General features: G+C 67.3%; 25 protein-coding genes and 1 pseudogene. 15 read left to right on the top strand and 11 right to left on the bottom strand.

Translation table 11 applies throughout. The features are described from left to right. Positions 1-18: 18 nt before the first annotated feature. Positions 19-804: a DUF7388 family protein gene (locus tag VI123_RS04905; protein WP_336336930.1), complete on the top strand. Its 786-nt coding sequence runs from the start codon at positions 19-21 to the stop codon at positions 802-804. After that, positions 805-1,908 carry an NAD(P)/FAD-dependent oxidoreductase gene (locus tag VI123_RS04900; RefSeq protein ID WP_336336929.1) on the top strand — a complete coding sequence of 368 codons (1,104 nt, stop codon included), beginning with the start codon at positions 805-807 and terminating at the stop codon, positions 1,906-1,908. A gap of 30 nt (positions 1,909-1,938) precedes the next feature. Here VI123_RS04900 and VI123_RS04895 read toward each other — a convergent pair whose 3' ends face one another. Then, on the bottom strand, positions 1,939-2,433 hold the full coding sequence (locus VI123_RS04895) for an Hsp20/alpha crystallin family protein (RefSeq protein WP_336336928.1): 495 nt from the start codon (positions 2,431-2,433) through the stop codon (positions 1,939-1,941). Then, a complete protein-coding gene (locus VI123_RS04890) occupies positions 2,430-2,588 on the bottom strand; it encodes a DUF7559 family protein (protein WP_336336927.1) in 159 nt (52 codons plus the stop codon). The genes VI123_RS04895 and VI123_RS04890 overlap by 4 nt, the downstream gene beginning before the upstream one ends. A 104-nt stretch (positions 2,589-2,692) precedes the next feature. Here VI123_RS04890 and VI123_RS04885 point away from each other — a divergent pair, with 104 nt between their 5' ends. From VI123_RS04885 to VI123_RS04850, 8 genes are all read left to right on the top strand, one after another. Further along, entirely contained in the window at positions 2,693-3,490 is a 798-nt protein-coding gene (locus VI123_RS04885; RefSeq protein WP_336336926.1) for a DUF429 domain-containing protein, read from the top strand. A 67-nt stretch (positions 3,491-3,557) separates the two neighbouring features. Further along, on the top strand, positions 3,558-5,480 hold the full coding sequence (locus tag VI123_RS04880; protein ID WP_336336925.1) for an ABC transporter ATP-binding protein: 1,923 nt from the start codon (positions 3,558-3,560) through the stop codon (positions 5,478-5,480). 60 nt (positions 5,481-5,540) lie between these two features. Continuing rightward, a complete protein-coding gene (locus tag VI123_RS04875; protein WP_336336924.1) occupies positions 5,541-5,885 on the top strand; it encodes a DUF4112 domain-containing protein in 345 nt (114 codons plus the stop codon). 43 nt (positions 5,886-5,928) lie between these two features. Next, positions 5,929-7,695 carry a radical SAM protein gene (locus tag VI123_RS04870; RefSeq protein WP_336336923.1) on the top strand — a complete coding sequence of 589 codons (1,767 nt, stop codon included), beginning with the start codon at positions 5,929-5,931 and terminating at the stop codon, positions 7,693-7,695. A gap of 63 nt (positions 7,696-7,758) precedes the next feature. Next, positions 7,759-9,576, top strand: a complete 1,818-nt coding sequence (locus VI123_RS04865; RefSeq protein ID WP_336336922.1) for a flippase-like domain-containing protein — start codon at positions 7,759-7,761, stop codon at positions 9,574-9,576. 225 nt (positions 9,577-9,801) lie between these two features. Beyond that, positions 9,802-10,767: a transcription initiation factor IIB gene (locus VI123_RS04860; RefSeq protein WP_004591241.1), complete on the top strand. Its 966-nt coding sequence runs from the start codon at positions 9,802-9,804 to the stop codon at positions 10,765-10,767. Between the two features lie 104 nt (positions 10,768-10,871). Next, complete coding sequence (locus VI123_RS04855; RefSeq protein WP_336336921.1) at positions 10,872-11,900, top strand: DNA-methyltransferase; 1,029 nt, start codon at positions 10,872-10,874, stop codon at positions 11,898-11,900. Positions 11,901-11,996: 96 nt separating this feature from the next. Continuing rightward, positions 11,997-12,413 carry a zinc ribbon domain-containing protein gene (locus tag VI123_RS04850; protein ID WP_336336920.1) on the top strand — a complete coding sequence of 139 codons (417 nt, stop codon included), beginning with the start codon at positions 11,997-11,999 and terminating at the stop codon, positions 12,411-12,413. 6 nt (positions 12,414-12,419) lie between these two features. Here VI123_RS04850 and VI123_RS04845 read toward each other — a convergent pair whose 3' ends face one another. Continuing rightward, on the bottom strand, positions 12,420-13,586 hold the full coding sequence (locus VI123_RS04845) for a 3-dehydroquinate synthase II (RefSeq protein ID WP_336336919.1): 1,167 nt from the start codon (positions 13,584-13,586) through the stop codon (positions 12,420-12,422). A 243-nt stretch (positions 13,587-13,829) separates the two neighbouring features. Between VI123_RS04845 and VI123_RS04840 the strand changes: the two genes are divergently transcribed. Then, positions 13,830-15,086: a P-loop NTPase gene (locus VI123_RS04840; protein WP_336336918.1), complete on the top strand. Its 1,257-nt coding sequence runs from the start codon at positions 13,830-13,832 to the stop codon at positions 15,084-15,086. Here the strand turns inward: VI123_RS04840 and VI123_RS04835 are convergent. From VI123_RS04835 to trpC, 4 genes are read right to left on the bottom strand one after another with little or no spacing between them, the layout of a single operon-like run. After that, positions 15,083-15,886, bottom strand: a complete 804-nt coding sequence (locus VI123_RS04835) for a 2-amino-3,7-dideoxy-D-threo-hept-6-ulosonate synthase (RefSeq protein ID WP_336336917.1) — start codon at positions 15,884-15,886, stop codon at positions 15,083-15,085. The two genes, VI123_RS04840 and VI123_RS04835, sit on opposite strands and share 4 nt — an antisense overlap. Positions 15,887-15,912: 26 nt before the next feature. Next, positions 15,913-16,743, bottom strand: a complete 831-nt coding sequence (trpA, locus tag VI123_RS04830; RefSeq protein WP_336336916.1) for a tryptophan synthase subunit alpha — start codon at positions 16,741-16,743, stop codon at positions 15,913-15,915. Then, on the bottom strand, positions 16,743-18,005 hold the full coding sequence (trpB, locus tag VI123_RS04825) for a tryptophan synthase subunit beta (RefSeq protein ID WP_336336915.1): 1,263 nt from the start codon (positions 18,003-18,005) through the stop codon (positions 16,743-16,745). The genes trpA and trpB overlap by 1 nt, the downstream gene beginning before the upstream one ends. Continuing rightward, positions 18,002-18,811 carry an indole-3-glycerol phosphate synthase gene (gene trpC / locus VI123_RS04820; protein ID WP_336336914.1) on the bottom strand — a complete coding sequence of 270 codons (810 nt, stop codon included), beginning with the start codon at positions 18,809-18,811 and terminating at the stop codon, positions 18,002-18,004. Before trpC ends, trpB begins: the two co-directional genes overlap by 4 nt. 129 nt (positions 18,812-18,940) lie before the next feature. Here trpC and VI123_RS04815 point away from each other — a divergent pair, with 129 nt between their 5' ends. Together VI123_RS04815 and VI123_RS04810 are read left to right on the top strand one after the other, a co-directional pair. Then, entirely contained in the window at positions 18,941-19,438 is a 498-nt protein-coding gene (locus VI123_RS04815; RefSeq protein ID WP_336336913.1) for a GNAT family N-acetyltransferase, read from the top strand. Positions 19,439-19,528: 90 nt separating this feature from the next. Further along, positions 19,529-20,716, top strand: coding sequence for a redox-regulated ATPase YchF (locus tag VI123_RS04810; protein WP_336336912.1), 1,188 nt, complete (start codon positions 19,529-19,531; stop codon positions 20,714-20,716). Positions 20,717-20,734: 18 nt separating this feature from the next. On the opposite strand, the gene VI123_RS04805 is transcribed toward VI123_RS04810, so the two are convergent. The 3 genes from VI123_RS04805 to VI123_RS04795 all read right to left on the bottom strand — a co-directional run bounded on the left by VI123_RS04805 (position 20,735) and on the right by VI123_RS04795 (position 22,630). Further along, positions 20,735-21,274, bottom strand: a complete 540-nt coding sequence (locus VI123_RS04805; RefSeq protein ID WP_336336911.1) for a hypothetical protein — start codon at positions 21,272-21,274, stop codon at positions 20,735-20,737. Positions 21,275-21,377: 103 nt separating this feature from the next. Next, positions 21,378-21,977 (bottom strand): hypothetical protein, encoded by a 600-nt coding sequence (locus VI123_RS04800; RefSeq protein WP_336336910.1) that lies wholly within the window; start codon positions 21,975-21,977, stop codon positions 21,378-21,380. Next, positions 21,974-22,630, bottom strand: a complete 657-nt coding sequence (locus tag VI123_RS04795; RefSeq protein WP_336336909.1) for a DsbA family protein — start codon at positions 22,628-22,630, stop codon at positions 21,974-21,976. The genes VI123_RS04800 and VI123_RS04795 overlap by 4 nt, the downstream gene beginning before the upstream one ends. Positions 22,631-23,143: 513 nt before the next feature. Here VI123_RS04795 and VI123_RS04790 point away from each other — a divergent pair. After that, positions 23,144-23,473: a transcriptional regulator gene (locus VI123_RS04790; RefSeq protein ID WP_336336908.1), complete on the top strand. Its 330-nt coding sequence runs from the start codon at positions 23,144-23,146 to the stop codon at positions 23,471-23,473. Positions 23,474-23,674: 201 nt separating this feature from the next. Here VI123_RS04790 and VI123_RS04785 read toward each other — a convergent pair. After that, positions 23,675-24,464: pseudogene (locus tag VI123_RS04785) on the bottom strand (TrmB family transcriptional regulator). Positions 24,465-24,856: 392 nt separating this feature from the next. On the opposite strand from VI123_RS04785, the gene VI123_RS04780 reads away from it, so the two are divergent. Continuing rightward, on the top strand, positions 24,857-25,675 hold the full coding sequence (locus VI123_RS04780; protein WP_336336907.1) for a TrmB family transcriptional regulator: 819 nt from the start codon (positions 24,857-24,859) through the stop codon (positions 25,673-25,675). Positions 25,676-25,701 lie beyond the last annotated feature (26 nt).

Below are 25,701 nucleotides of genomic sequence, written 5' to 3'. Positions count from 1 at the left end.
CCGTGGGTCGCGTACTGGATGACTACGCTTACCGGTGTGACGCTTTCGGCCGCCGGCATCGACGCGGTGGCGCTCAAGCCGACGGAGGTAGACGTATCGCGAGCGGCGGACCTCGACGTCGGGACGCTCGCAATCGACTACGAGGGGGCGGCCCACGTCCCGGACGCCGAGACCATCGAGCGGCTGGCGTCGACCGCCGACGTACGCGTCACCACGCCGGTCCGGGCCGACGGTTTCGACCCGCTGGGCGACGACAGCGGAGTCGACGCCTTGCCGTCGGATGCCGGACAAGTGCTGGTCGCCGGCCACAGCGCGTACCTCTCCGAGGAGGAGGCCGCGCGGGCCGTCGCACCGCGGCTCCGGGCGGCCGTCGACGACGCCGGCGACCCCTGGGTCGGAACCGAGGGTATCGAGCGCCTCGCGCTGGCGGTCGGCGGCACGCAGTACGAACTCCTCTCCCGGACGACGGTCCGCGACGTTCGGACGCTCCGGACGGCGGGCTTCGAGGGGAAAATCGCCGTCTACGCCCCGGTCGTGCTCTCGAACAGCGAAGACGCGGTACTCGACGCGGTCGGGGACTACGCGGCCCGGCGCGGCCCGGTCCGGAACGCGCTGCCCGACGGCGCGCCGACTGACAGCCAGGCCACGGGCCGGGCCAGGGACGTGCTCGCGCAGGCCGTCCGCGACTACGCGCTCGTCGGCTCCGTCGAGACGGTCGCCGAGCGAACCGAGCGGCTCCGCGACCGCGGCGTCGACACGGTTGTCGGCTACCCGGCGCGGGGCCTCGACCCCTTCCTGTCGTAGATGGACGTCGCTGTCGTCGGCGGCGGGGCCGTCGGTCTGTCGACCGCGCTGGCGCTCGCCCGGCGCGGCGCGTCAGTGACGGTGTTCGAACGCGACGCGCTCGGGAGCGGTGCGACCGGCAGCGCGGCCGGCCTCTGTTACGACGCCTTCGCCGACGACGTCGACGCCGCCGTCGCCGCGGCCGCGCTCGCCCGGTACCGCGACCTGGGCCTGTTCGAGCCACAGCCCTATGTCTGGGTCGCGCGCGACGAGAGCGACGCCGCGGCCGTCCGTGAGCAAATCAGGGGGATGCGAGGGAACGGCGTCGCGGTCGAGGAACTCACACCGGCGGCACTCGGTGACCGCTACCCGGCGCTGGACACGGGCGGTATCGAGGTGGCGGGCCTCGCCCGCGACGCCGGCGTGCTCGACCCCGACGCGGTGGTGGCTACGCTCGCCGAACAGGCCCGCGACGCGGGCGCGACCGTCGAGACCCACGCTCCGGTGTCACTCGCGTCGCCGAGGACCGTCGAGACACCGGACGGACGGCGGTCGTTCGACGCGGTGGTCGTCGCGGCCGGCCCGGAGACGAAGCCGCTCGTCGCCGACGTCGGCGTCTCGCTCGCGCTGAAGGCCTACCGGGCGCAGGCGCTCGTGACGGACCCCGTCGACGCCGAACTGCCGTCGTTGTACGACGCCTCGCGGGCGTTCTACTGGCGGCCCAGCGGCGACGCGCTGCTGGTCGGGAACGGCGCACACGAGGTCGACCCGACGGACTGGGACCCCGCGGCGGACCCCGAGTTCGTCACGCGGAGCCTCGACCGCGTCGAGCGGACGACGGCGCTCGCTCCGGCGTGTGACCGGGGCTGGGCCGGGCTGTGTACGGCGACTCCCGACGGCGCGCCGTTGGCCGGGCAGGTCGCCGACGGGCTCTGGGTAGCGACCGGCTGGCAGGGCCACGGACTCATGCGCGCGCCGGCACTGGGCGAGTACCTCGCGGCGGCCGTGCTCGACCGCTCGAACCCCCTCTCCGAGCATCTCCCCGCCCGCGTCGACCCGACCCGGTTCGACGGCTCAGAGTCGTTCGCCGCGCTGGAGGACCCGACGCGCGACTGGGCCGAGTGAATACGTTGTAAGAATATGTATGCGCCGCGGTCAGGCGTCGCCGTCGTCGGCCACGTCGTCGGCATCGGCCGGGTCGCCGTCCGCGTCGGTCGCTTCCGGTTCGCCGTCGTCGGTCTCGACGCCGACGGCCGTCGCCTCGTCGTCGTGGGCCGTCTCCGCCTTCGGGACGCGGACCTGGAGCGTCCCGTCGCTCTTGAGCGTGGCCTGGGCCGTCTCCGGGTCGACGGCAGCGTCGCTCGGGAGAGTGACGCTCCCGTCGAGCGCGAGCCCGCGGCCGGGGTAGCGCATCTCGAAGCCCTCGTAGAAGTCACGGAAGCGGTCGATGCGAACCTCGACGCGGTCGTCGACGTACCGGACCTGGATGTCCGAGGCCGTCGTGCCGGGCGCGTCGAAGACCACGAGGTAGGCGTCGTCGGACTCCAGGAGGTCCGACGGGAGCGGCTTGTTCTCCTGAACCCGACCGGCGGCCCGGCCGATGTTCTCGAAGATGGCGTCGCTGATGGACGACCCGATGTCCCGCATCATAGTTCCACTTCGTCGAGACAGTCCGTCCCGCCGCAGTACGGACAGGAGAACGCCGCGAGTTCGACATCGTCCGGCATGTCGTACGTGTAGTGCATCTCGAACATGTCGAGTTCGCAGCTGTCGTCCGTACAGACGACCTCCAGTGTGGTTGGCATACTATTCCGTTGGTCCGTCGGGGACAAACCCCTTACGGACGGGGAAGGAACCACCCCGTCGCCGCAGTCCCAACATTGATGCCGTCACCGGCGTACTCGGGTGTATGAGTGAACGCGTCCTCGGGGTGGATTTCAGCGGCGCGGCGACTGCCGGCGACGCGCTGTGGGTCACCGAGTCGACACCGACGGGCGACGGACTGGCGGTCGAGCGGTGCTACCGCGGGACCGACGAGTGGGGCCGGGACCGCGAGACGGCCCACGCCGGTCTCGTCGACCGTATCACCGACGCCGACGTGGCAGCCGTCGGGCTGGACTTCCCGTTCAGCCTGCCACAGGCCCTGCTCGACGCGCAGTGTGGCGGCACCTGGTCGGGCTTCGTCGACTGGCTCGCCAGTGGCAGCGGGCCGACCGACCCGGGGTCGCTCTCGGAGGCGTGTCGACACACCGCCGAGATGGCGACCGGGAGCCGGGATCTGCGCCGGGAGACTGACTTCCGCCGCGGCGCGCTGTGTCCGTACACGAACCGGACCCGCAGCATGACCTTCTACGGCGTCCGGGACGTGCTGGGGAAACTACGGGCCGACGACGACACGGCCGTCGTGCCGATGCAGGGCTGGGACGCCGACACACTGGTCGCGGAGGTGTACCCTGCGGCGACGTTCGGCTGGCTGGGCTGTTACCGCGAGGGGTACAAGAACGTCGACGACCCCCGCAAGCGCCGTGAAGCGAACGTCGCGGCGGTCGAGGCCTGTAGCGTCACGGTCGGCGACTACCGCGACACCTACCTCGGGAATCACGACGCGCTGGACTCGCTGGCCGCCGTCGTCTCCGCGGGCCGCCTGGCCGACGGTGCCAGACCTCCTACCTCGGGCCCCGACAGCGAGGGCTGTATCTACGTGTGAGGCGAGACCGCTCTCCCCAACGGGTGCAAAGCCCGGCATATATCCGCTTCCGGACCAACTACCGTCTATGTCTGCCGACCAGGGCGGCTTCGAGGGCGTCCGTGAGAACGTCGACGGCCACCCGATGGTCAAGCTCGTCGGCTACGCCACGCCCTACTGGCTCCGGCTGCTCGTCGGCATCCTGGCGGCGTTCTGTACCCGTTTCGCCCGCCTCGTCCCGCCGATAATCGTCGCCGCGGCCATCGACCGCGTCGTCCTCGGCAGCGGCGAGCCGGGGCTGCTGACCGACGCCGGGCTGTTACCGCCCGGCGAAATCACCGGCGAGGCCGCGCGCATCGCCTTCCTCCAGCGGCTCGTCGCCATCGCGGCCATCGCGTACCTCGTCCGGTCGGCGGCGCGGTTCGGCTCCAGATACCTGCTGCAGTCCAGCGCCCAGAAGATACAGCGGGACCTCCGCAACGACACGTACGACCACCTCCAACACCTCTCGCTGTCGTTCTTTGCGAACCACCAGACCGGCGGGATGATGTCGATACTCAACAGCGACATCAACCGCCTGGAGTCGTTTCTCAACACGGAGTTCCGCCAACTGATTCGGGTCGTGGCGACCGTCGGCGGTATCGCGGTCGTCCTCTACACGTACTCGCCGAAACTGGCGCTCATCGCACTCGCACCGGTTCCGGTCATCGGGGTCGCCAGCGGCTTCTTCCTGACGTGGATAGAGCCGCGCTATCGCTCCATCCGCCAGACGGTATCGCGGCTCAACACCCGCCTGGAGAACAATCTCAGCGGCGCGCCGGTCATCAAGGCCTTCGACCGCTACGAGTTCGAGCGCGAGCGGGTGACCGAACAGAGCCAGGAGTACCACAACGAGAAGGTCGCTGCCCTCCGTATCCGCCGGGCTTTCTTCGCCGGCCTGCGGCTGTTGACCGGCGTCGTGTTCGTCCTGATTCTGTACGTCGCCGGGATGGACTTCATCACGAACCCCGGCGGCGAGGCGGCGCTGTCGGCGGGGGCCTTCACCGCCTTCTTCCTCTACATCCGTCGGCTGTACTCCCCGATGCGCCGGGTCGGCAAATCCGCGAACAAGTACCAACTCGCCAAGTCCAGCGCCGAGCGCGTGTTCGGTCTGCTGGGCCAGGAGCCCGAGGTCACCGACCCCGAGGACCCCTACGAGCCCGAACGCGTCGACGGGGCCGTCGAGTTCGACGGCGTGACCTTCGGCTACGGCGACGAGCCGCCGGTCGTCCGGGACGTGTCGCTGGACGTGCCCGACGGCGCGACCGTCGGCCTGGCCGGTGCCACCGGAGCCGGCAAGTCGACGCTGCTGAAACTGGTGCCGCGGTTCCACGACGTGGACGACGGGGCCGTCCGCGTCGACGACGTCGACGTCCGCGAGTACGGCCTCCAGAGCCTCAGGAGCGAAATCGCCATCGTCGAACAGCAGCCGTACCTGTTCTCGGGGACCGTCGCCGAGAACATCGCCTACGGCGACCGCGAAGTGTTGGACGCCGAGCAGTCGGACGACGAGGCACGGGCAGCCGGGTGGGAGACAGCCCGCGACCGCGTCCGCGACGCCGCGGCGGCCGCCCAGGCCCACGAGTTCATCCGGGACCTGCCGGAGGGGTACGACACGCAGATAGGCGAGCGCGGCATCAAGCTCTCCGGCGGCCAGCGCCAGCGGGTCGCCATCGCCCGCGCGCTGCTGAACGACCCCGAAATCATCATCTTCGACGAGGCGACCAGCGACGTCGACACGGAGACGGAGGACCGAATCCAGGAGAGCATCGAGCGGCTGGTCGCGGACCGAACCGCCTTCGTCATCGCCCACCGCCTCTCGACGATTCGGGACGCGGACCGCATCGTCGTGATGGACGACGGCGAAATCGTCGAGCGCGGCAGCCACGCCGACCTGCTCGCGGCCGGCGGCGACTACGCCGACCTCTGGCACGCCCAGGCCGACGACCGGACGGTCAGCGCCGACGACTAGCGGCCGCCGGACCGTCCGCTCGCCCGACAGTTCCTTGGTCCGGCCGGGCGTGGGCGACGTATGGCAACCGAACCGCCTGCCCTGGGCCGCGTCCGAACGGTCGCGCACCTGCTCGACGAGAGCGTCCGGGTCCCCGGAACCGACTTCCGCGTCGGTCTCGACCCGTTGCTGGGCCTGGTCCCGGTCGGGGGCGACCTGCTCGCCGCCGCCTGCTCGCTGTACATCGTCGCCGAGGCCGCCCGGCTCGGCGTCCGCAAGCGGACGCTGGTCCGGATGCTGTGCAACGTCGCGCTGGACACCGTCCTCGGAAGCGTCCCCGTCGTCGGCGACCTCTTCGACGCCTACTGGAAGGCCAACGTCAGGAACGCCGAACTGGTCGCCGCGGCGCTCGACGCCGACGGCTGACCGACCAGACACGGTTTTAGGCGTCGAGCGTCAAGCGGCGGGTATGACTGCCCCCGAGACGCTCGACGTGACCATCGTCGACGGCTACGTCGACGAGCCCGCACACTTCGGGGTGCCGCCGTACATCTCGACGTACCCGCGGTACGCCGCCGGCGCGCTGGTCGACGCCGGCGTCCCTCGCAAACAGATAACGTATCACACTATCGACGAACTCCGCGAGGACAACGCCGTCTGGCGCGACGTGGAGGACGCGGACCTGCTCGTCTACGTCGGCGGGATGACCGTCCCCGGCAAGTACGTCGGCGGGACGCCGGCGGAACCCGACGAGGTGCGCGAACTCGCCTGGACGGCCGACGGGACCGCCCTCATGGGCGGCCCTGTCCGATTCGGCGTCGGCGAGGCCAACGAGGGCGCGAGCGAGACGACGCGCGACGACCTCGATTTCGACTTCCTGGCGATGGCCGACGTGGAGGCCGCGGTGTACGACCTCGTGGAGTCCGGGCTGGAGGGGTTCAACGACCGCTACCGCTCGGTCGAGGAGGAGACCCGCTGGGCCCGTGCCGGCGCGTTCGTCGTCGAACAGCACCCGAACCACCCCGACTACCTCATCTGTGAGATGGAGACCTCCCGGGGCTGCCCGTACCGCTGTTCGTTCTGCACGGAACCGATGTACGGCGACCCGGACTTCCGACCGCCAGAGAGCGTCGTCGACGAGGTCGACGCCCTCTCGGACCGCGGCGTGAAGCACTTCCGGCTGGGCCGGCAGGCCGACATCCTCGCCTACGGCGGCGACGGCGAGGCACCCAATCCCGACGCCCTGCGGCGGCTCTACGGCGGCATCCGCGAGGTGGCCCCGGACCTGGAGACGCTCCACCTCGACAACATGAACCCCATCACGATTGTCAAGTGGCCCGAGAAGGCCCGCGAGGGAATTCGCATCATCGCCGAACACAACACGCCCGGCGACACCGCCGCCTTCGGCCTGGAGTCGGCCGACCCCGACGTGATGAGCGACAACAACCTCAACGTCACCGCCGACCAGTGCTTCGAGGCGGTGAAAATCGTCAACGAAGTGGGCGGGTGGCGACCGGGGGGAGACGGCGACCCGCGTAACGGGCCGGACACGCGAGCGGCATCACCGCGAGCGCGGGCGACCGCCCCCAACTTCGGCGACGACGCCGCCCGCCGGCTCCCGAAGCTGCTCCCCGGAATCAATCTCGTCCACGGGCTGAAAGGCGAGACGCGGGAGACCTTCGAGCACAACAAGCGGTTCCTCCAGCGCGTCTACGACGAGGGGCTGATGCTCCGGCGGGTGAACATCCGCCAGGTGATGGCTTTCGAGGGGACCGACATGGCCGACACCGGCGCGGACATCGCAAAGGACCACAAGCAACTGTTCAAGCAGTACAAGCGCGAAGTCCGGGAGACCATCGACAACCCGATGCTCCAGCGGGTCGCGCCGCCGGGGACGGTGCTGCCCGACGTACACCTGGAGTACCACCAGGACGGCAAGACCTTCGGCCGGCAACTGGGGACCTATCCGCTGCTGGTCGGTATCCCGGGCGAGCGCGAGCTCGGCAGCGTCGTCGACATCGCGGTCACCGACCACGGCTACCGGTCGGTGACCGGGGTCCCGTACCCGCTGGACCTCAACAGCGCGTCGATGGACGAACTCACCGCGATTCCCGGCATCGGCCGGAGCACCGCCGGCGACGTGGTGGTAAACAGGCCCTACGAGTCGGTCGGGGACGTGGACGTCGCGTCCATCGAGCGGTTCGCGACCGCGGGGTCACGGGAAGGGGCTGACTAACGACCGGGTCCGGGCTGTGTATCGAACGGAAAGTACTTTTCACTCTGGGGACGAGCAACGCGTATGACTGCGGTCGAGGTGAGCGTCGTTCTCCCCGCCTACAACGAGGAAGACACCATCGAGCGGACGGTGTCGACGACGGTCGGGACGCTCGCCTCGTTTCTCCCCGAGGACGCGTTCGAGGTCATCGTCGCGGAGGACGGTTGCTCGGACCGCACGCCGGAGATAGCGGCACGACTCGCGGCCGAGGACAGTCGGGTCAGGCACGTCCACAGCGACCAGCGACGCGGCCGCGGCGGCGCGTTAGAGTACGCCTTCGAGCGGGCCGACGGCGACACGCTGGTGTATTTCGATACCGACCTGGCGACGGACATGTCGCACCTGCAGGAGCTCGTCGACGCCGTCCGCGTCGACGGCTACGACGTGGCGACGGGGTCGCGCTGGCTGCCCGAGAACCGCGCCGACAGACCCGCGAAGCGGGGGGTTCCGAGCTTCGGCTACAACACGCTCGTCCGGACGCTCCTCCGCTCCGACCTCAGGGACCACCAGTGCGGCTTCAAGGCCTTCGACCGGGGGGCGCTGGAGACGCTGTTGCCCCTCGTCCAGGACGACCACTGGTTCTGGGACACGGAACTGCTCGTGAAGGCCCAGCGCAACGGCTACCGGGTGAAGGAGTTCCCCGTGAACTGGACGCCCAAGGGCGACTCGAAGGTCGACATCGTCCGGGACGTGTTCGGCATGGGCAGCCAGATACTCCGGACGTTCTGGGAGCTGTCGGTCAGCCCACGGATTACTCGTGAGGTGTCGCTGGGCGCGGGCACGATGCTCGTCGTCGTCGCCCTCCTGTTGATGACGCAGTACCTCGACCCCGACCGCGTCCTCGCGGAGATGGCCGGCGCAGCCCCGGAGACCGTCGCACTGAGCGCCGTCGTCTACGCCGTCTCGTGGCCGCTCCGGGGCATCCGTTACCGGGACATCCTCTCGTCGATGGGGTATCGGGAGCGGTGGGGCTTCCTGACGGGCGCGATATTCGTCAGCCAGACCGGAAACCTCGTGTTCCCGGCGCGGGCCGGCGACGCCGTCCGGGCCTACATCGTGAAGGCCCGCCGCTCGATTCCGTACCCCTCCGGCTTCGCGTCGCTGGCCGTCGAGCGAGTCTTCGACCTGCTTACCATCACGCTGCTCGCCGGCGTCGTCATGGTCGGGCTGGCGGTGACCGGGTCGGCCGGGCAGCTGGTGACCGCGCTGACCGGGAACGCGGTCGGCGGCGACGCGGCCAGCAGCGGGCGGACCGCCGTCGCCGTCGCGGCCGCCGTCGGTCTCGCGGCAATCGGGGCGGTGGCGGCTATCGTCGCCAGCGCCCGCAGCGACCGGAACCTCGTCCGGGCGGTCATCGGCCGGCTGAGCAGCGACTCCTACGCCGACTACGTCGCCGGCGTCGTCGAGGGGTTCGTCGGCGACGTGCAGACGGTCGCCGCCGACGGCTCCGCGTTCGCCCGCGTCGGCGCGGGGAGCCTCCTCATCTGGACGCTCGACGTGATAACGGCGCTCATCGTCTTCGAGGCCTTCGGCTACGGCCTGACGCCGTCGCTGGTCGCCGTTGGCTTTTTCGCGGTCAGCGTCGGGAACCTCGCCAAGGTCCTGCCGCTGACGCCCGGCGGGGTCGGGCTCTACGAGGGCGCGTTCACCGTCATCGTCGCGTCGCTGACGCCGGTCGGCGTCGCCGCGGCCATCGGCGTCGCAATCGTCGACCACGCCGTCAAGAACGTCGTCACCATCATCGGCGGCGTGGCCTCGATGGCCTGGCTCAACGTCTCGCTGACGACGGCCGTCGAGGAGTCACAGTCCGCCGACGCCATCGAGCCGGAGACGAACGACTGAACGGCCCGTTTTAGTCGAGCCGCGGGGAGCGACCGGCGAAAGAGCCGCGTTCGCTTATATGAATGGCCATGAGACTGATGAACAAACGTGGGTTTCGTGACGTGTATCGGCGGTCTCTATCTCAATACCGGAAGGCTTTAATAACTTTCGTTCGAATACAGTGTTACCGACTGCCTCCGGGTTCTGTGATGCCTCTCACCCGGTGAGCACCCGCCTTCGCAACCCATGAGTGAACACACACGGACGCGACAGCAGCGTGAGGAACAGACGACGGAGTCGACGGAATCGGAGAGCACGGCGTGCCCGGAGTGCAGTGGCTCGCTCGTCATCGACGACGAACACGGTGAGACCGTCTGTGAGGACTGTGGGCTGGTCGTCGAGTCCGACGAAATCGACCGCGGCCCCGAGTGGCGTGCGTTCGACTCCAGCGAGAAAGACGAGAAGTCCCGCGTCGGCGCGCCGACGACGAACATGATGCACGACAAGGGCCTCTCGACGAACATCGACTGGCGCGACAAGGACGCCTACGGCAACTCCCTGTCGGGCAAACAGCGCCAGAAGATGCAGCGCCTTCGCAAGTGGAACGAGCGGTTCCGGACGCGGGACTCCAAGGAGCGCAACCTCAAGCAGGCCCTGGGCGAAATCGACCGCATGGCCTCCGCCCTCGGTCTACCCGAGAACGTCCGCGAGACCGCGAGCGTCATCTACCGGCGCGCGCTCGACGAGGACCTGCTGCCCGGTCGCTCCATCGAGGGCGTCTCGACGGCGTCGGTCTACGCCGCCGCACGGCAGGCCGGCGTCCCGCGGAGCCTCGACGAGATTACCGAGGTCTCCCGGGTCGAGAAAAGCGAAATCGCCCGCACCTACCGCTACGTCGTCCGCGAACTCTCGCTCGAAGTCCGGCCCGCCGACCCCGAGAGCTACGTCCCGCGCTTTGCCTCCTCGCTGGAGCTGTCCGACGAGGCCGAACACCGCGCCCGCCAACTGCTCCAGAACGCCAAGGAACAGGGCGTCCACTCCGGGAAGTCGCCGGTCGGCCTCGCCGCCGCCGCCGTCTACGCCGCCGCGCTGTTAACGAACGAGAAGACCACCCAGGCCGCCGTCTCCGAAGTCGCCGACATCTCCGAGGTCACTATCCGCAACCGCTACCACGAACTGCTGGAGGCCGAGCAGGACCTCCCCGTCGCGTAACGGCGACCGACAGCGCGGGTGTGTTTTGCGTCTCGACCACACGACGAGCGGCCGCACCGGCCGGTAACCGCAAGACTAGAGTCGCCCCGTCCGCTGGAATCGGTATGGAGACGACACACCGGGTTCGAACCGGTGACGCCCGCACGCTCGACTGTCCCGACGACAGCGTCGAACTGGTGGTCACGTCACCACCCTATCCGATGATCGAGATGTGGGACGACATCTTCGCGGAGTTGGACCCCGACATCGGGGCGGCGCTGGACCGCGGCGACGGCGACCGGGCGTTCACCCTGATGCACGACGTGCTCGATGCGGTGTGGGCAGAGTTGAAACGAGTGCTCGTCCCCGGCGGCATCGCCTGTATCAACGTCGGTGACGCGACGCGGTCCCTCGAGGACGGCTTCCGCTCCTACCCGAACCACGCGGAGATAACCGACCGGCTGACCGACCACGGCCTGCGGGCGCTCCCCGACATCCTCTGGCGGAAACCGACCAATAGCGGCGCGAAGTTCATGGGCTCGGGGATGGTGCCGCCGAACGCCTACCCGACCCTGGAACACGAGCACATCCTCGTGTTCCGCAACGGGGAGCGGCGGCGGCTCGAGCCGGGAGCGGACCGCCGCTACGAGAGCGCCTACTTCTGGGAGGAGCGCAACGAGTGGTTCTCCGACCTCTGGGAACTACCCGGCGAGACTCAGGACATAGACGAGGGGCTGCGGGACCGTTCCGGCGCGTTTCCGCTGACGGTGCCGTACCGCCTCGTCTCGATGTTCTCCGTGTACGGCGACACGGTGCTCGACCCGTTTCTCGGCACCGGGACGACGACGCTGGCGGCGATGGTCGCCGGCCGGAACTCCGTCGGCGTGGACCGGGACCCGGACCTGCTGTCGGCGCTCGAAGGCCGGGTCGCCGACGCCCAGGAGCGCTCGCTGGACATCGCCCGCGAGCGACTCGCCGCCCACCGCTCGTGGGTGAAACAGCGGCGCGCCGACGGCAAGGAACCGAGCTACGAAGCCGAACACTACGACTTCGCGGTCAACACGAAACAGGAACGACGGATTCGGCTCTACGCGGTCGACTCGGTCACGCCGACTGACGACGGCTACCGGGCCAGTCACGTGCCGGTCGAGTAAACGCCGGCGTGGCTCCGACGGCGGCCGTTTTCGGGATTTCCTCCGGGCGTCGACCCTTCGGAAGATATAGGGGTATCGGCGACGGATTCGCCGAGTATGACTGAGAAAGGACGCAAGCGGCCCTTGCTCGCCGTAGTACTTGCGTTCATCTTTCCCGGGCTGGGACACTTCTATCTCCGCAAGTGGGGACGGGGGCTGCTGTGGCTCGGACTCCTGTTTACGCTGTCCGTAGTGTTCGTCGTCACCGGCACCATCCAGCCGGTCTCGGAACTGACGCTGGAGGCCATCACGTCGTCGTATCAGGCCAGGCCCACCGAGGTGACCATCGGCTCGGTCGTGGTGACGACGCTCAACGTCGTCGACGCCTACTGGGTGGCGGTCAACGAGAACCAGACGCGGGAGATAGAAGCGGGCATGAAGTGTCCGAACTGCGGGAAGGAACTCGACCAGGACATCGACTTCTGTCACTGGTGTACGACGCAACTGGAGACGGTCGAACCGGACAAGCAGTAGGGATGCCTACTTCTCGATGATGCTCTCCTCGATTCGCTCGCCGAAGTGCGTCGCCGTGTCCTCGTGGTAGACGAGGATTTCGTCGCCGGGTTCGAGGTCGGTGACGGCGGCGCGGCCGTCGCGGGTGTGGACCTTGATGGTCTCGGCGTTCTGCAGCAGCGTCTCGATGCGGTCGCCGTCCTCGGTCTCGGCCTGCACCCGGAACATCGGGCGCTTCTCGATTTTCGCGCGGCCGACGATGGCCTCGCGGGTGCGCCCGTTCGCGTCGACTATCTGGACCTCGTCGCCCGACTGGAGCTCCGAGAGGTACTTCGTTCCGCCGTCGGGGGTGCGGACGTAGGCGTGGACGGCCCCGGCGTTGACCCGGAACGGCCGGGAGGCGACGTACGGCGATTCGGCCGTCTCGGCGTGGACGAAAAACAGGCCGCGGGCCATCGAGCCCACGAGCATCCCCTCGTCGTGTTCCATCAGGCTCCCCGTGTCGATGCAGACGCGGTCGGCGGAGCCGGTCTGTTCGATGGCGGTGACCTCGGCGTACTCCAGGTCGAGGGATTCCCGCCCCATCTCGTCCCGGACCTCGACGGTCTTGCGTATCTCGTCTACGTCGTCGGTGTCCAGCAGGACGCCGTCGGCCCCGAGTTCCAGCGTCTCGTAGGCCGTCCGGGCGTCCTCGGCGGTCTTGACGCCGGCGATGAGGTCCGTCTCCTCGCCGACGCGGGCGATGAGGTTCTCCAGCGGAATTATCTGCCAGTTCTCCCCGATGACGATGGTGAAGTCGGCTTCGGCGGCGACCGCCTCGGCGAAAGCCTCGTAGTCCTCGTCGAAGATGCGGACGTAGCCGCCGTCGGGGGCGGTCCCGTTCTGCCGGAGCGCCGAGAGGTCCGCGGAGCCGGAGAAGTCAGAGGGGAGGTCGACCGTGCCGTCGCCCTCGCCGTCCTTCCCGACGATGGTCGCGTCCGCCTTCGATTCCTCGGCCTCGGCCTCCATCACGTGGACGTCCCCGTTGGTGAACGCGGCGACGTTTATCGCGCCGAGTTCCGAGACGCGGTCGACGTCCGCCTCGTCGACCAGTACCCAGTCGACGCCGGCCTCGATACCGGCGGTTATCCGGCGTTTCCGTGTCTCCCAGTCGCCGACCTCGCTGTCGGCTTTGAGCCAGACGCTTCGAGTCATACGCTCACGTCCGCAACGGCGGGGCTTGAACGTGGCGGAACCCGGGTCGGCCTGTCGGGCGACAGACAGGCCGGGACGGGACGCGGGCGGCGAGCGAAACGGATTGGATTTCCTGTACGTAGGGACCGCAGAATTCGACGGACAGTATTTATCTGGACACGATTACCGTAATTAAGTGTTGGCCGATAGACTTATCAACGAACCTTACTAACCAGGTATCTGTATACTACAGTCCAGCTACAGATGGTTACTAACCACGTCTACACGATAGCCGGGGCGAAAGGGGGAGTCGGGAAGACGACGTCCAGCATCAACCTCGGGACGCTGCTGGCGGCGGCCGGGTACTCGACGGTCGTCGTGGAGATGGACCTCGCGATGGCGAACCTCGTCGACTTCCTCGACGTCGACGTCGACACCGACGAGGACGCGACGTTTCACGACGTGCTCGCCGGCGACGCGGCGGTCACGGAGGCGATGTACGAAACCGACGTGGGCCTGTCAATCGTTCCGAGCGGGACCACGCTCGAGGGATACGCGGACACCGACCTCGACCGGCTGCCCGGCGTCGTCGAGACGCTCCGGTGGCACCACGACATCGTCTTGTTAGACACGCCGGCGGGACTGAGCGAGGAGACGGTTCGGCCGCTCGAACTCGCCGACGACGTGTTGCTCGTTTCGACGCCGCGGGTGGCGTCGATACGGAACGTCTCGAACACGAACGAACTCGCCGAGCGGGTCGGGGCACCGGTCCGGGGGCTCATCCTCACGAAATCCGGGACGGGGGCGTCGCCGGGGGCCGACGAAATCGCGGCGTTTCTGGACGTGGAACTGCTGGGCCACGTCCCCGAGGACGACGCCGTCCCGCACTCCCAGGACGCCGGCACGCCCGTCGTCCGGAACGCGCCCAACAGCGGTGCCGCGATTGCCTACGAGCGGATTTCCGAACAGCTCGTCGATACCGAGAAGGCGTCGACCGACGCCACAACCGCGTCGACGCCGCCGAACTCGCCGGTGACGGAGGACACGCCTGTGCCGGGGAAGACGGAACGGCAAGCACAGGGGCCCACAGCCGAGGCCATCGGGACCACGGACGGCGGACGGGAGATTGACCCCACAGACATAGTCGCTGCCGACGGCGACGAGACAGCTCCATCACCGGCCGACGAGGGCGGGCCCGACGGCTCACCGACGGCTGACCCGCCGGAATCCGGTGAGGCACCCGCCGCGTCCCGGACCGGGCCGGACGCCGAAACCGAGTCCATGGTCGAAGGTGCCGACCTGGTCGGCCCCCGACCGCCCGACGAGTCGACAGAGAACGAGGAGCGAGCCGCGGACACACCGCCGTCCGAGACCGGCGAGTCGGCCCGGAACGCCGACACAGCCCAACGCGACACCGCCACTGGCTCGGCGACGGACGCCGCAGGTGAGACGGACGGAGACCCCGCCGGCGACGGCGCTGGCGGGCTCGGCGCGAGAATGCGGTCGCTGTTCGGCCTCTAGGCCTCGACGGCCAGTCCGGCCTCGCGGAGCGCCGCCTCGGTGGTGGCGTCGTCGTGGACGACGGCGGCGACGGCGCGGGCGATTTTCTCCGGTTCGTCGTGCTGGAAGATGGAGCGACCCATCGAGACGCCGGCGGCCCCGGCGTCCATCGTCCCCCGGACCATCCGGACGGTCTCCTCGTCGGTCCCCTTCGAGCCGCCGGCGATGACCACCGGCAGCGACGTGGACTCGACGACGTGCTGGAACGTCTCGGCGGAGCCGGTGTAGCCCGTCTTGACGATGTCCGCGCCGAGTTCCTCGGCCAACCGGACGGCGTGGCCGACGGACTGGTTGTACGTCTCGTTGTCGGGGTCGATGTCGGGGCCGCGGGCGTAGGCCATCGCCAGCACCGGCAGGCCGTACCGGCTGGCCTCCGTCGTCAGCTCGGAGAGGTCCTCTATCTGGTCGGGTTCGTACTGGCTGCCGACGTTGATGTGGAAAGAGACGGCGTCGGCCCCGGCGCGGATGGCGTCCTCGACGGTGCCAGTCACTCGCTTGTCCTGTTCGTCCGGACCGATGGTGGTCGAGCCGTTGAGGTGGACGATGTAGCCCGCGTCGTTCTTGTTCGGGTGGACGCGCCCGGCGATGCCACGCTGGGTGAGGACGGCGTCCGCGCCGCCGCTGGTGACCGCGTCGATGGTCGATTCGATGTCTTTGAGGCCCGTTACGGCCCCCATTGTGATGCCGTGGTCCATCGGGACGATGACGTACGTGTCGTCTGTCCCGACGCGGTCGAGTCGTGCGCGCTTTCCTGCAGTCATGATATGAGACTGTGTGGCAAGTACGATTATGTGCGTTCCGGTTGCGGTTGTTCTGACGCCCCCCGGAGCGCCCCGTCTTTGAGTTCGCTGGCCTTCGCTTCGAGCCGGTCCGCGACCGCTTCGACGGAGTCCCCGTTCTCGTGGCCCTCGGCGACGATGTCGACCAGCGCGGAGCCGACGATGACGCCGTCAGCACCGGCGGCGACGATGCGTTCGGCGTGGTCGCCCGTCTTGATGCCGAACCCGACCGCCTTCGGCACGTCCCAGTCGGACAGCCGGGCCAGCGACTCCTCGGTGGCGTCGTCCACGTCCTCGCGCGCGCCGGTGACGCCAAGGCGCGCCTGGACGTAGACGTAGCCGGACACCTGTTCGAGCATCCGTTCGAGCCGGTCGCCTCTCGTCGTCGGCGCGACGATGAACACCAAATCGAGGCCGAACTCGTCGCAGGCCCGGCGCAGCGGTCCGGCCTCCTCGGCCGGGAGGTCCGGGACGACGAGGCCCTCGATGCCGACCGCGGCGGCTTTCTCGACGAACGGCCGCGGCCCCTCGTCCGCGCCATACTGATAGATGAGATTGTAGTAGGTCATACACACCAGCGGCACGTCCACGTCGAGGTCCTCGACGAACTCGAAGAAGCGGTCGGGCGTCATCCCGGCCTCCAGCGAGCGGACGATGGCGTTCTGGATGGTCTTGCCCTCCGCGATGGGCTCGGAGAAGGGCAGGCCGAGTTCGATGACGTCCGCCCCGCCGCGGGCCAGCGCCTCGACGTACTCGAGTGACGCCTCGTAGTTCGGGTCGCCGGCCGCGAGATAGGGGACGAACGCGGGCTCGTCGGCGAAGGCGCGTTCCAGCCCCATCAGAGGCCACCTCCGCCCACGCGCTCGAAGAGAGACATGTCCGGCGCGATGTCGAGGTCCCGCTGGCTGGTCTCCTCGATGACCGTCTCCAGGTCCTTGTCGCCGCGGCCGGAGACGTTGACGACGACGGTGTCGCCGACCTCGTCGTGGTGCTGTTCGAGGTAGCCGAAGGCGTGGGCCGTCTCCAGGGCTGGGATGATGCCCTCGTCCTGAGAGAGTCGGTGGAACGCCTCCAGCGCGGCGTCGTCGTCGACGTTGACCGGTGTGACCCGGTCCTCGTCGACGAGGTGGGCCAGTTCCGGGCCGACGCCCGCGTAGTCCAGCCCCGCAGACACGGAGTGGGACTCCATAATCTGGCCGTCCGAGTCCTGCAGGAGCTTCGTGCGCGCGCCGTGGAGGACGCCCTCGTCGCCGGTCGAGAGCGTCGCTGAGTTGGGCGCGACGCCCTCCGCCTCGTCGACCTGCAGCGAGGAGCCGCCGGCCTCGACGGCGTAGAGGTCGACCTCGGAATCGTCGACGAAGTGTGCGAACATCCCCATCGTGTTCGAGCCGCCGCCGGCACACGCCAGCACGGAATCGGGCAGTCCACCGGTCTTCTCGATGGCCTGCTCGCGGGCCTCCTCGGAGATGACCGCCTGGAAGTCCCGGACCATCTTCGGGAACGGGTGCGGGCCGACGACGCTCCCGATGACGTAGTGGGTGTTCTCGACGGTGGTCGCCCAGTCGCGCATCGTCTCGGAGATGGCCTCCTTCAGGGTGCCGCGGCCGACCGTGACGGGGTTGACCTCGGAGCCGTTGATGCGCATCCGGAAGACGTTGGGGCGCTGGCGCGCGATGTCGGTCTCGCCCATGTAGATTTCACAGGGCATGTCGAGGTGGGCCGCCGCCATCGCCGTCGCGGTGCCGTGCTGGCCCGCCCCCGTCTCGGCGATGATGCGCTCCTTGCCCATGTACTTCGCCAGCAGGACCTGTCCAAGCGCGTTGTTGAGCTTGTGCGCGCCGCCGTGGAGCAGGTCCTCGCGCTTGAGATACACGTCGGTGTCGTACCGGGCCGAGAGCTGCTCGGCGTACTGCAGGGGGGTCGGTCGGCCGCCGAAGTCGGCCAGCCGCTCCCGGAACTCGTCCATGAAGCCGTCCTCGTTTTCGAGCACGTACCGCTGGTAGGCGTCGGTCAGCTCCTCGATGGCTGGCATCAGCGCCTCGGGCACGTACTGTCCACCGTACTCGCCGAACTTGGGGTCGTGTGCGTCGTCAGTGCTCATGTGTCTGTGGTCGTCGCCGCATCGGTTGCCGCGCCTGTCAGTCGCCGCGTGTTCGCTTCGACGTCCGTCGCCGCGCCGTGGTCCATGATGGCCGAGCCGACCAGCAGCGCGTCCGCGCCGGCGTCGCGCATCCGGGTCACGTCGTCTGGTGTCTGTATGCCGCTTTCCGCAATGAGGGTGACGCTCTCGGGCACCTCGGGTGCGACCGCCTCGAAGGTCCCGAGGTCCACGTCGAGTTCGGCGAGGTCGCGGTTGTTGACGCCGACGATGTCCGCGCCGGCGTCGAGCGCTTTCTCGACCTCCGCGGCGGTGTGGGTCTCCACGAGGACCTGAAAGCCCCGCTCGCGCGCCGCCGCGAGGAGGTCGGCGAGGTCGTCGGTCCCCTCTGCTTCCAGAAAGCGGACGATGAGCAGTATCACGTCCGCCTCGACCACGTCCAGTTGCTCTTCGTAGAGGACGAAGTCCTTGCGCAGGACGGGCACGTCGACGGCGTCCCGCACCGCTTCGAGCGTCGCCGCCGACCCGCCGAAGTGGTCCGGCTCGGTCAGCACCGACAGCGCCGCCGCGCCGCCCTCGACCATCTGTTGTGCGAGGGCGACCGGGTCGTCGGTCCGCTCGCCGTCCGCGGTCGGACTCGTGGGCTTGATTTCGGCGATGACCGGCGTCCGCCCGTCGGCCGCCGCCGCGTCGAAGGCGTCCGACAGCGGCCGGGGCGACACCGACGCCCTGTCGCCGCCGCCACCGCGCTCCCGCGCCGCGTCGAGAATCGACTGAACCGCTGGGGCTATCTCCTCACTGTCGTCCATTACTGAACACTAACGTACAGAAGTGTACATAAGCGTTCCCCTCTCACCCCGGCAAGAGCGGGCCGTGGCCGGTCGCGAGGGTGTCAATCGGACCACAGTTCTATGATGTATCGAGTCACACGTTCACGTATGTCGTTCCAGACATCCATCCGACCGGCCGACCCGGTGGACGTCGCGGATATCCGGCGGGTGGCCCGGACCACGTGGCACACCGTATACGACGACATCCTCGGGGCAGAGACAGTGAACGACCACCTCAGGGAGGGGTACTCGCCGGCGGTACTGGAGCGGATGATAGAGCTCGACGAGGTCGGACTGTTCGTCTCGACGGCCGACGACGACGTGGTGGCGTACATGAGCTGTGGGATGACGGACGCGACCGGCTTCGGCGACCTCGACCTGTACGTCCACCCGGACTACTGGGGCGAGGGCATCGGGACGGAACTCCTCCGTCGGGGCGAGCGGCACCTACGCGACCTCTCCGTGCGGAAAATCCGCGACGAGGTGCTGGCCGAGAACGAGGTCGGCAACGGGTTCTACCGGTCCCACTTCGAGAAGGTGGGCGAGCGGACGGCCGAGTTCGGCGGCCAGGAACACCCCGTGAACGTGTACGAGCGGCGACTGTAACCTCGCCGCGCGGTCGTCTCGTGTGTGACTCACACGCTCTCGTCGCTCGTGTAACAGCGTTTAAGCCGCTGAAACCGCTTCATCGGTGCAATGAGCTACAAGATAGGACTCGTCGGCAAACCTTCCGTCGGCAAGTCCACCTTCTTCAACGCGGCGACGATGAACGACGTGCCCGAGGGCGCGTACCCGTTCACCACAATCGACCCGTCGATGGGCGAAGCGTACGTCCGGGTCGACTGTGCGGCCCCGGAGTTCGACCACACCTGCACGCCCAACCACGGCTACTGCACCGACGGCGTCCGGTTCGTCCCGACGAAGCTCGTCGACGTGGCCGGCCTCGTTCCCGGCGCGCACGAGGGCAAGGGGCTGGGCAATCAGTTCCTCACGGACCTCAACGAGGCCGACGTGCTCGTCCACGTCGTCGACTTCACCGGCGAGACGGACCTCGAAGGCGAGCCCACCGAGGACCACGACCCCCGCGAGGACATCGACTTCCTCGAAGACGAACTGGACATGTGGTACCTCGACATCCTGGAGAAGGGCATCGAACGGTACCGCTCGGGCTACCACGGCGAGGACAAGGCCATCGAGGACGACCTCGCGGAGCAGATGTCGGCGTTCAAAATCAACGCCGACGAGATAAAGCAGGTCGTGCTCGCCCTGGACCTGGAACTGGACCCCGACGCCTGGGACGAGGCCGACAAGGAGGCATTGGCCCGTGAAATCCGCATCCGGACGAAGCCGATGCTCATCGCCGCGAACAAGATGGACACCGAGGCGGCACAGGACAACTGGGAGACCGTCACGAACGACCCCGAGTACGAGCATCTGACGTTCGTGCCAGTCTCGGCTCACGCGGAGAAAGCGCTGAAAAACGGCGACGAACAGGGCGTGCTGGACTACCGGCCGGGCGACGACGAGTTCACCGTGACCGCCGACCTCCCCGAGGAGAAGGCCGCGGGGCTGGAACAGATTCGGGAGTTCGTGACCGAGTTCGGCGGCACGGGCGTCCAACAGGCGCTTGAAACCGCGCTGTTCGAGGAACTGGGCGCTATCGCGGTGTTCCCCGGCGCGCGCAAGCCCCAGGAGGACGGCACCTTCCTGCAGGACTGTTTCGTCCTCCCCGACGGCTCGACCGCCGAGGACTTCGCGTACTTCCTGCACACCGACATCGGCGAGGGCTTCCTCCACGCCCACGACGTTCGCTCCGGCCGCCAAGTCGGGGCCGACACCGAACTCGACCACCGCGACGTGGTCGAGATAACGACGACGAACTGACGCTGCCCAGCCGTCGGGCTACAGCAGGAGGTGCGCGAGCAGCACGATGATTGCGACTTTCTTCACGAGGAGGACGCCGATAATCAGCTGTGTCGTCGACAGCCCCCGGACGCGCTCGATGCCCCGCCGGAGGAACGCGGGCGACTGGGCGAGTTCGCGCACCAGCAGCCGCCACTCCGCGCGGAACGTCTCGACCGCCGACCCCTCGCCGTCGGTGTAGGCGGCCTCCGGCCGGGGGAGCCACTCCGAGCCGGTGTACTCGAGTTCGACCAGCGACCCCGCCAGATGCCCGGCCTGCTCGAACTGCAGGCCGTTGGCTTCACAGAGGCGCTCGACCCTGGCGATGTCGCGGTCGCTGTCGAGGTCGTAGCGCCGCCGTATCGCGTCGGTCGCCCAGTCGAACTGGAACCGACAGACGAGTTCGCTCTCGCCGACCCACACGTCGACGACTTCGGCCAGCTCGACCCTGCCGGCCGTCTCCTTTCGCTTCCGGTGGAGGTGCTCGTACTCGGCGGGGGACTCCGTCGAAGCCGTCACCTGGGACTCCGTCTCGGGCATGCCTTCTCGGGAGTGTGTTCGGCCGGCGACACCATACGCTTTCTCCCGCCGGCGCGAGCGACAGCCCGACAGCCCGACAGCACGGGACCGGGGCCGGCCCGGCTCAGATGTCGACCGGGCAGCCGTTGATTTCGCCGCCGCGCATCCCCTCGGCGAGCCAGTAGACTGAGAGGGTCAACACCACGAGCGCGAGCAGCGCGAACTCCAGGCCATCCAGCGGCAGAAACAGCAGCGAGGTCGAGACGCCGAGCAGCGACAGCAGTCCGAGCAACACCGCCGACCCGCAGGCCGCACAGCCCGCGCCGAGCGTTCCGAGCAGGAGTCCCGCAGCGCCCGCGCCGCCCTGTTGCAGGTCGAGGCCGTGCTCGCGGAAGTGGTAGGTCGCCAGGCCGATGTCGACGCCGGTGAGAGCGGCGACGGCAATCAGCAGAAGTCCCTGTGCGGGGGTGAACGACGTACCGACGAACGGGTACAGCTCCCCGAGCACGCGGAGCCGGCTGACCAGCGGGAGCGACCCGCCGACGACGAGGTCCAGCACCAGCGGGACGTTCAGCGAGACGACGAACACCGACAGCGAGACGACGGCAGCAATCGTCGCGACTGCCGCGTAGACGGGCACCCCGAGCACGAGCCTGACCGTCCGGCCCATGAGCCACCAGTCCCCGCGCGTCGTCGGCAGACGGAGCCCCCGTCCGGTGCTCATCCGTCGCGCTCTCCCAGCGCCTCCGCGATGAGGTCGTAGCTGACGCTCCCGTTGACCTTCGTCACGAACTCGCCGTCGTCGAACAGCAGGATAATCGGCGTCGTCTCGCCCAGCCCGGCGTTTTCCGCCGCCTGGACGTCCGCCTGGACGGCGTCGTCGTGGACCCGCTCGCGCGCGTCACTTGCGACCGCCTCGCCGTCGAGGTCGGTCTCCTCGGTGAGAAACGTCGCCGTCCGCGCCAGGACGTTGTCCGGGTCGAACGACGACTGTTCGGCGAAGTAGTGGCCGAACAGCGCCCAGAATGCCCCGCTGTCGCGGGCGAAGGTCGACTCAAGGGCCTGGGTCGCCGGCTCGCCCCAGGGATAGATGACGGGATAGGTCCGCACGACGTACGCGCCCTTGCCCGTCCCCACGATGTTCTCGCGGATGGCCGGCACCGTGTTCTCGTGGAAGCGGCGGCAGGTCGGACAGGAGGGGTCTTCGAACGCCAGCACGACGTGCCCGCCCAGTTCGCCGCGGCGCGGCTGGGCGTCGAGGCCCGCCGCCGCCGGGTGGTCGTCGATGGACTCGCCCGTGCCCGCGTCGCCGCTACAGCCCGCGACCGCGCCGACGACACCCACCCCGGAGAGTGTCAGAAAGCGTCGCCTGTTCATATACGCCCGGTCGGCCCGCGCGGGTTTAGCGTTTGTTCTACTGTGTGACCCCGAGGAGTAACCGTCTTGTCGACGGCGGCAGTAGCACCCGCCGGCCGATGACGACGACCCACGGGGCCGAACCGGGGTGACTCCCCGCTAATGACGAGCCCTATGAGTGCCGAGGTCTGCATCTCCTATGTAAGGGGATGCATCCGTTATTGATCGAATGAACAGCGGAGCGCGAAGAACAGAGGTGATAAATTAAAATTGGCCGTTCGATACGAGACCCAGACTTTCCGTCAATGAAGAACGGTCGGCCGAGCAGCGATACTAAATAGCAGCAAGCCCACCGGAGAAGTCGTTCAGAGCCGTTCGATATAGCGACTTGGACGTCTTTGGAAGAATCATCATGCGTTGAGACGACTAATATCTAATCTCGACAACTAGCCGAACGTCGTCACTCGGATAATCAAAAAAAATGTGGTTATAAAATTGTGGGGGTGTTACCCGTGTAGTCTCCAATATAGAAATATGGAGAACATCAGGCAAACCTTATCTTTTGATGACATGGTGGATGCGTTGGCTGACGTTCAACGACGCAAACTTCTGGTCGCGTTGTTAGAGCACAACCCACAAGACGACACACCAGTAGTTATCGCTGACTCTGAAAGTGACGCTGATGCCGTTGAACGGCTCGTGACAATGCAGCACGTCCACCTACCGAAGTTGGTCGACTACGGGTTTATCGAGTGGAACGAGGAAACCCACGAGGTAACGAAAGGGCCGAAGTTCGATGAAATAAGACCACTACTCGAACTGCTGGACGACCACGAAGACGAACTCCCTGCTGACTGGTTGTAAGTAAATCACGGGTCGCTCTGTACCCTGGATTGACCATTCACAAATAACTGCAAAGAGGTTTGGCGAACGTTTCTATGACAAGTACTCCGTTTCAAGCGCTCTCCGGTCGTCTCTCACAGACTAGCGATCTTGTCTGCTGTTGTGGGTTCGAAACTGCCGTCGGCCCGAGACCCGTTCCTCGCACCAGGCTGTGGCGGAGTGCTAATCGGCCTGTGGGTCGCGTCGCGGAATGAGCCCCTGTGAGAGCAACCGGCGTGCGATCACGATGAGGCCGTTTCGGAATCCTCCGCCGAAGATGGCCTGTTCCTCGTGCGTGTCGGGGACGAGCGTGCTGACGAGGATCGCCGACCGGTCGACGAGGAGCAGTCGCCCAATGGCGAGATCGTCATCGACGGCATCCGCGGTGCGGAGCCAACCCAGTCCCGACAGGAACGGCGTCGTGAATCTGTGCCTCAAGTTCCTCCGTGACCGCACCGACGAGCAAATCGACACTCTCGTCGAGCCCGTTGAGACTCTCGACCAGTTCGTCAGTCAACAGCGAGTCGTCGCCGACGACTAACACCACCTCCTCGCTCGCGTCCCTGATGAGCGTGTTCGAGCGGTTTGCAATCGCGTCTGTCCCCGACATACTCCAGACTTCTTGGACCAGATCCTCTTCCTCGGGATCGAGTTCTTCAGCGTCTTCAAGTGCCGCTTCAAGCCGTTCGACGCGAGCCTCGTACTGGTCCCGAAGCGTCTCGGTTGCCTCCCCCAACGGCACAGCTCGAAATTGCTGGGGACTTGAATGCTGGATTTCGACGAGCCCCTGGGCTTCCAGGACGCGAATCGCGTCGTAGATGCGCGTCCGGGGTACGTCGGTAATCTCGCTGAGTTGTTTCGCCGTGCCCGTCGAGAGGCGCGCGAGCCCGACGAAACACTTGGCTTCGTACTCTTTGAGGCCGAGTTGCTGGAGTACCTCGACCGCTTCGTCTAATGTTTCATCTGAACTCATGTGTCCCAACTCACAACCCGGACGAACCCGAGCACTTGCCGAATCTCGTTTTGCCGGGCAGATAGGCGTTGTCACTACAGGATGGAAAACTGAACGGCGCTCACGTCCCGAGACAACCGATGTGCGTACGGCCGGAGTTTTACCGTAATCCGACGAGATGTGTTGTGACACGCTACATCACAAATGACTCTATTGCTGATAGATGGCACTGAAGTACCTCTGTCCAAGATTTAGATTTTCACCCTATTAATCACAAAAGGATTATCGGCGCGAGGGCTATACTCACCAGTCCGGCACGTGGCTCGGAACTTGTGTCCCAACCACAACCCGATGCGTGCCGGTCCTGGCCACCTTCCGTGGCTGGGACTTCACAGCACAGAGGCACCCGGATTATGGATACCGACTCGGACCCCGTTGATAACCCCCGTGCGGCAGCAATCGAACAGCTGGATGAGTTCGGACTGAGTACCTACGCCGCTCGAACGTTCGTGGCGCTCGTGAGCCTCGGTACGGGTACCGCGAAGGACGTAAGTCAGGTTTCGGAGGTCCCACGCACTCGCGTCTACGACGCCATTGACGAGTTACAAGGGCGGGGGCTGGTCGACGTGCAGCAGTCCTCACCCAAGGAGTTCTGGGCGATCTCGGCCGGCACGACGACCCGAAAATTCGAACGCGAAATGGACTACCGGACCTCGGTTCTCCGGACCGCGTTGGACGAACTCGAACCGGCCCAGCGCAGCGAGGAACAACGGGGCGTCTGGACGGTCGACGGGCAGACCGCGGTCACTGACCGGGTCCTGGAGTTCGTGAACGGCGCGGACGACGAGATCATCTACATGACCGTCGAGGAACTGCTCACCGAGGACGTCATCGATGCGCTCCACGCTGCCGCCGAGCGGGGCGTGACGATTAGCCTCGGCGGCGTCTCCCCGGAGGTCCAAGAGCGGATTCAAGACGAGGTTCCCGGTGCGGACCTCTTCGAGTCGCTATGGGTCTGGTCGGACACGCCGGCCGGTCGGCTGATGATGGTCGACGGGACACGCACGCTCGTGAGCGTTCTCGTGAACGGCAAGGACGACGCTCCCACAGACCCGCGGGCGGAGACGGCAATCTGGGGCGCAGGCGAGACCAACAGCCTCGTCGTTGTGCTGCGAGCGATCTTCACGTGGCGGTTGCAGAACGTCGAGGACGCCAAGACCGAATCAGAGTAATAAACCCAGTACCAGCGTTCAACAGA

Source organism: Haloarcula sp. DT43 (assembly GCF_037078405.1).
Taxonomy (GTDB): Archaea; Halobacteriota; Halobacteria; order Halobacteriales; family Haloarculaceae; genus Haloarcula; species Haloarcula brevis.
The sequence above is the reverse complement of the archived record's forward strand: the minus strand, read 5'-3'. Positions and strand labels throughout refer to the sequence as shown.